3 protein-coding genes are annotated in these 4,227 nt (G+C 70.3%); 1 reads left to right on the top strand and 2 read right to left on the bottom strand.

Annotated elements, in window-relative coordinates; genetic code table 11:
• Together Q0R63_RS22355 and Q0R63_RS22350 are read right to left on the bottom strand one after the other, a co-directional pair.
• The coding region (locus Q0R63_RS22355; RefSeq protein ID WP_295702313.1) for an alpha/beta hydrolase at window positions 1-1,044 on the bottom strand (1,044 nt) is incomplete at its 3' end.
• On the bottom strand, window positions 1,041-2,531 hold the full coding sequence (locus tag Q0R63_RS22350; RefSeq protein ID WP_295702311.1) for a wax ester/triacylglycerol synthase family O-acyltransferase: 1,491 nt from the start codon (window positions 2,529-2,531) through the stop codon (window positions 1,041-1,043). The genes Q0R63_RS22350 and Q0R63_RS22355, both read right to left, overlap by 4 nt.
• 100 nt (window positions 2,532-2,631) lie before the next feature.
• Here Q0R63_RS22350 and Q0R63_RS22345 point away from each other — a divergent pair, with 100 nt between their 5' ends.
• Window positions 2,632-4,155, top strand: a complete 1,524-nt coding sequence (locus Q0R63_RS22345; protein ID WP_295702309.1) for a long-chain fatty acid--CoA ligase — start codon at window positions 2,632-2,634, stop codon at window positions 4,153-4,155.
• Window positions 4,156-4,227 lie beyond the last annotated feature (72 nt).

The raw sequence follows: 4,227 nt of genomic DNA, 5'->3' as shown, positions 1-4,227 counted from the left end.
GGATCCCCGCCGCGGCACCCGGCTTACCGATGAGGTCGGTAGGACGGAGTGCTGACCCCAGCCCGTTGGGGTCAGCACTCCGTGTTGCCTCAGCAGTGAGGATGGCAGGGCCGGGCGCCGTATGCCGCCGCCAGCCCGTCCGTCCGCAGCCAGTCCAGGATCTGGTCCACCGTCCAGTCGGGGGACCTCCAGCTGGGGCACATGACCCACCCCTTGGGCGACGACGAAGCGCCACGTGGGGTTGGCCGCCGCCGCGACGCGGGCCGAGGCGATCGGCACCAGCCGGTCCTGGTCACCGTGCACGAGCAGCACTGGCACGGTGATGCTCTTCAGCATCGCCGCGTGCTGCCGCCTCCGGGCGAGGACCCACACCAGGGACCGCGCCGCCACGATGAGCTCGGCGTCCACGTCTTCGTAGCTCTGGCGCTGCCGGGCCAGCTCGAGGTGCTGCTCGACGACGGCCCGCGGCACGCGCGAGGGATCGACGCAGCAGAGCCGCAGGACCGCGAGCGCGACACTCTCGGCCGACCCCGAGGAGCGCCGTCGGGCGACGATGCTGCGCCCGACCGCGGGGATGGCATAGAGGCCGAACATGGCGGCTACCAACGGATCTGGCCTCGAGGTCAGTCCGACGGGCAGTGCAGGATCGATGAGGACGAGGCCGGCCACCGAGTCGGGGTGGGCCGAGGTCTGCAGGACCGCGATGAGACCCCCCATCGAGTTCCCGACCAGGATGGCGGGCTCGCGGCATACCTCGGCGAGGAAGCGGCCCAGGAGACGCTGGTTGTCGGTGACCGATGTCGACCTGCCGTGGCTCCGGGTCCGACCGAACCCGGCCAGGTCGAGGGCGAGCACCCGGCAGGTCCGCGACAGTGACGGCCCGACCGCGGCCCAGTTGACGTGCGAGCCGCCCAGGCCGTGCACACAGACCAGGAGCGGCCCGTCCGCCGGCCCGCCGTAGTCGACGTAGTGCACCGGACCACCGAGGTCGACCCACTGCGACGCCGGGTTCTCCGGCTGCGGCCGCCGGCTCTCGAGACTCACGTCGCCACACCGACCGCGTGGTCAGCGGCGGCGACCAGCTCGGTCATCGACGAGGAGATGCCGGTGGTGAGGACCTCGAGGTCGGGCACGGTGTCGTAGTCGGCAGTGACGCCGAACGTGAGGACGTCCCGGTAGGAGAAGATCGCCACCCCGATCCGGACCCGGTTGGCGAGCGGCACGTAGGGAAGGATCTCCTGCAGCTGGCGACCCATGGCGTAGAGCGTCGTCCGAGGTCCCGGCACGTTCGTCGTGACCGTCGCGATGCAGTGCTGGGGCAGGTGGAAGCCCACCCGCATCCCCAGCGAGACAGGCGGGAACGGCCCGTATGCCGCGATGGCGGTCATCGCGGCCCCCGCCTCCGGCTCCCCGGCAGAACGGCGCGCCCGCAACCGTTCCTGCACGGCGGCCAACCGCGCGGCGGGGTCAGCGAGGTCGACCGGGAGGTAGGGATACATCGTGGAGACACGGTTGTCGGGGATCGACTCGGCCCCCGGCTTGCGCATCGAGACCGGCACCATCGACCGCACCATGTGGGCCGTGGGCTCCTCGCCGCGAGACAGGAGCAGCCGCCGCAAGCCCCCGGTGACGGCCGCGAGGGCGACGTCGTTGACCGACCCGCCCAGCCCCTTGCGGACCGTCCGGATGTCCTGCAGCGAGACCTGGGTCCAGGCGTAGCGGCGGCTGCCGTCAAGGGGGCCGTTCAGCGACGAGACCTCCAACGGCACCAGGGCGCTCGCCATCGTCAGGAGACCGCTGACCGTCTGACCCGCCTGGTGGATGAGCTGCTGGGGCGACAGGAGCGCCGTGCCGAGGGCGCGCGCGCCCACGAGAGGGGTGCGGGCCAGGTCCCACGCAGCGCTGGCCGCGAAGGAGAGCGCCGAGGCCGGCCCGGCCGGCACGCCATCCACCTGCGCCGACGGGTCGTCGGGCACAGCGGGACTCGGCTGGGGCGTGGGTTCGAGAACCAGGCGGTAGAGGTCCGTGCCCGAGACCCCGTCGGCCATGCTGTGGTGCAGCTTCGACAGCAACGCCCACCGGCCTCCGGCCAGGCCCTCGCAGAACCAGTACTCCCACAGCGGTCGGCGACGATCCATCCGCCGCGACATCACCCGACTGATGAGCCGGCCGATCTCGGCCGGCCCGCCGGGCGAGGGGAGGGCGGTGTTGCGGATGTGCCAACGCACGTCGAAACCGGGGTCGTCCACCCAGGCCGGAGGCGCCAGGTCGAGGGGCACGGTGCGCAGGATCTGCCGATATCGGGGGATCGTCGGCAGCCGCGTCTCGATCATCCGCACGAAGTCCTCGAACACCGGTGCCGGACCGGCGAAGACCGCCATCGAGCCGATGGCCATCGACGTGGTGCCGTCCTCGTCCTCGGCGTCGATGAATGCTGCTGCCAGTGGTGTGAGGCGCTCCATGACGACCTTCCTGCCGGCCGCCTGCGGTGGTGGCCCCTCCCAGTCTGTCCGCAGAGTCGGCTGCGGCATCGGGCCGAAGGTCACGGGACTTTGGTCGCCTCCCACCCGACCCGCCGCTGCCTAGATTGGCCGCAGGGGAGACTGACGGCTATGGGAGAGGTGACCCGAGATGGCGTTCAACATCGCCTACCTGGTGCGCGAGGCGGCGAAGCAGCACTCCGACAAGGCGGCGCTGCTGTTCGACGGAGGATCGCTGACGTTCGCCCAGGTCGACGCCCTGTCCGACCAGATGGCCGCGGGTCTGCGCGCCGAGGGGTTCGGCCCGGGGGACAAAATCGGGCTGCAGCTGCCGAACCTCCCGCAGTTCGTGATCGCCTACTTCGCCATCCTCAAGGCCGGGTGCGTCGTCGTCCCCATGAACGTGCTCCTCACGACACCCGAGGTGGCCTTCCAGCTGGGCGACTCCCAGGCCAAGGCGCTCATCACCTGGGCCGGCACGGCCGAGCACGCGGCCAGGGCCGTGAGCGCGGCCGGGGTCAAGCACCTCTACGTCGTCAACACCCCGGGCACGCCGACCGCCGGCGTCGGGGAGCCGATGGAGACGTTGTATGCCGCCGCCGACCCGAACGTCCCCGCGCCGATGGAGCAGTGCGACCCCGGCGACACTGCCGTGGTCATCTACACGTCCGGTACGACGGGCACCCCCAAGGGCGCCGAGCTCACCCACTTCCAGCTGCTGATGAACGCCGAGACGCCCGGACGGCTGTTCGGCGTCCGCAGCGACGACATCGTCCTGGTGGTCCTGCCGCTCTTCCACGTCTTCGGACTCTGCAGCCACCTCAACCTCTGTATGCGCTTCGGCGCGACGATGTCGCTGCAGCCGCGCTTCGAACCGGAGAAGATCCTCGAGGTCATGCGGCGGGACCGTGTCACCGTCTTCGAGGGGGTGCCGACGATGTTCATCGCCCTCCTGCACCAGGCGGACATCGGCAAGGACGACATCACCACGCTGCGCGTCGGCGTGTGCGGTGGCGCGTCCCTGCCGGCCAAGGTCCTCGACGCCTTCGAGGCCAAGTTCGGCATCACGATCCTCGAGGGGTACGGGCTGACCGAGACGGCGGCGACGACGACATTCAACGTCAGCTCCGCGGACCGCAGGATCTACAGCGTCGGCAAGCCGATCTGGGGGGTGGACGTGCAGATCTGGGGTGAGGGTGAACGGGTTCTGCCCCCGGGCAAGGACCAGGTCGGCGAGGTCGTGATCCGCGGGGTCAACGTCATGAAGGGCTACTTCAACAACCCGGAGGCGACCGCGGCGGCCTTCACCCGGGGCTGGATGCGCACCGGCGACCTCGGCTACTTCGACGACGACGGCTACCTCTTCATCGTCGACCGCAAGAAGGACCTCATCATCCGCGGCGGCTACAACGTCTACCCGAGCGAGGTGGAGGAGTCGCTCTACGCCCACCCGGGGGTGCAGGAGGCGGCGGTCATCGGCATACCCGATGACCGGCTCGGCGAGGAGGTCAAAGCGTTCATCATCCCCCGTGAGGGCATCACCTTGACCGCGGAGGAGATCGTCGACTTCCTCAAGGAGCGGGTGGCCGCCTACAAGTACCCCCGCGTTATCGAGTTCCGTTCGGAGCTGGCGCACGGGCCGACGGGGAAGATCCTCAAGGGGGAGCTGCGCTGACCCCTGCTTCGACCCTGCCGGCCCCCTCAGGACCCCCCGTGCGACGACGGATATTCGGGGTGTCGCGCGAGC

The sequence above is a fragment of the Lapillicoccus sp. genome (genome assembly GCF_025353065.1).
Taxonomy (GTDB): Bacteria; Actinomycetota; Actinomycetes; order Actinomycetales; family Dermatophilaceae; genus Lapillicoccus.
Note: the sequence above shows the minus strand (reverse complement) of the source record. Positions and strands in the feature narration are given on the sequence as shown.

Coding starts and splice junctions, on each gene's coding strand:
- Q0R63_RS22345 (WP_295702309.1), top strand. CDS start 2,632: ATGGCGTTCAACATCGCCTACCTGGTGCGCGAGGCGGCGAAGCAGCAC.
- Q0R63_RS22350 (WP_295702311.1), bottom strand. CDS start 2,531: ATGCCGCAGCCGACTCTGCGGACAGACTGGGAGGGGCCACCACCGCAG.